The sequence below is a fragment of the Micromonospora globosa genome (assembly GCF_000717585.1).
In the GTDB taxonomy this organism is placed as follows: domain Bacteria; phylum Actinomycetota; class Actinomycetes; order Mycobacteriales; family Micromonosporaceae; genus Micromonospora; species Micromonospora aurantiaca.
Map to the genome: position 1 here is coordinate 1 of NZ_JNZR01000075.1, position 1,785 is coordinate 1,785.

Genomic DNA, 1,785 nt, shown 5'->3' on the forward strand with positions numbered 1-1,785 from the left:
AGATCCACTCAGAGTCGGCCGCGGTGATCACCTGCACCCAGGCATCCTGCCCGACCATCCTCAACAGACAGACGGCAGGGTTACGAGACATCCCTTAGGGTCAGCGCATGTACTTCGTGTGCCGTTGGCGAGAGGATTCTCCATACAGTAAGCGCGTTGTCACCCTGCCTGATGCGAACGTGCTCGACTGGTTTCGCCGCGGCTGGAAGCACGACGACCCGACGGGGTGGATCGACAGTGAGCTGGGCGGCGATGTGTACGGCTTGGAGTCGATCTTTGAGGCGGCCGGGGAGCGTAACCTGCCGCCGCCGGAGTCGGTGGACGAGCTGCGGCAGCTGCTGACCGAGTACCTGTGGGTGGAGGGCGACGACAAGGGCGACTTCATTCGGCTCGGTGAGCACGCCCTGAGGGTTCGCACCGATGACGACGAGGTGGATCTCGCGTACTACTTCGTCGATGACGACGCGGCGTCTGCCTCACCTGACCGGCTCGCGTTCCTCCTGCACGACACGTGGCCGCTGCCCACCGGCGCGGGCGGGTCGGAGACCGTCTTCCGCCACAGCGTTCCCGTCCGCAGCGTCCGGCTCGCCCCGCCCGGCACGGACTGCACCTTCTCGGTCCGCCTGTGCTGGCAGTCGCCTGACCTATACCGGAACCTGGATCTGACCGGTGCCATCCAGTTTCCCGGCGTGAGCCTGCCGGACCTCGCCACCCACCTGGCCGTCGATGGCCCCGGCAGCCACCGATGGCCACACGACGTCCGGCTGCTACGGGCGCTTGTCGCTCCCGGGGAACACGATATGGGTCGGGCATTGGAGCGCTACGCCCAGCTGCCAGGTTACGCCCCATCACCTGCCAGTCTCGACCGAGCCCCCGCGCATGAAGCCGTTCTTCAGGAGATAACCGACCTGCTGCACACGGAGCGTCTCGCCGAATCGCTGATACGGCTGGATGCGCACATCGCGCAGGTCGCCCGATACATCGACGGCTTCTTCGGGTTCGACCAGTGGATCCTGTTCGACAATCGCTGGGCGGCGACCCATCCCGAGCTGGCACGCTCGCTGCTGCACTACGCCGCTCACTGGGACCCCTACGAGAAATAGCTACGGGCGCGGGTCGTCGTGATCATCGAGGGGGTTGCCGGGTGAACATTTCGTGGAGTGCTACGTCTCCGACGACAGGGACGTTCGCAGCGGTGGAGCGCTCGGGCATCGCTGGCCTCATCGAGCGGTTCGATGGACTGCGGACCCAGGGGCGCGGGTACGTCGAAGTGCGGGCCGGCGATGTTTTCCCTGTGCTCACGCTCGGGTTCACGGAGTCCGCGGCGGTCGTCCATCTGATGACAGGCGAGGACGCCATATCCCTGCTGGCCGCCGACGAACCTGCGAGCATGAATGCGCAGGTACTGGTGCTGGACGACCTGGTCGAGTTCGCCGCGGACTTCATTCTCGACCTCGAAGGCGCCTGGCAGGTCGTCGAGGAGTTCGTCCGGACGGGCGACCCTGGCCGGGCAGGAGGATGGCGTGAGTTGTAGTGACGGCCATCGCGGATGGCGTCCACGCGCTGGCGTCACGGCCAAGCCAGCACGAGATTGCTGAGCCCTTACTCAATCCGTTCTAGGCCGTCAAACGCCACCCAACGATGCGCACGTCCAGCAACAGGGCCAGCTAGCTGGGGTAGCGCGGTTAGTACTCCAGCCGGGGATTGTGATCACGGCTCGGTGAGGGCTTGTCGGGTGTAGTGGCTGGTCATGGCTTGGGCTTGGTGGCGTCGTCGGCGGATGGA

The 1,785-nt window shown here is 65.6% G+C and carries 2 protein-coding genes; both read left to right on the plus strand.

Annotated elements, in window-relative coordinates:
* Nucleotides 1-107 precede the first annotated feature (107 nt).
* Nucleotides 108-1,103, plus strand: coding sequence for a hypothetical protein (locus IF06_RS0131660; protein ID WP_013287182.1), 996 nt, complete (start codon nt 108-110; stop codon nt 1,101-1,103).
* A gap of 92 nt (nt 1,104-1,195) precedes the next feature.
* Nucleotides 1,196-1,534 carry a hypothetical protein gene (locus IF06_RS0131665; RefSeq protein WP_013287181.1) on the plus strand — a complete coding sequence of 113 codons (339 nt, stop codon included), beginning with the start codon at nt 1,196-1,198 and terminating at the stop codon, nt 1,532-1,534.
* The last annotated feature ends 251 nt before the right edge of the window (nt 1,535-1,785 follow it).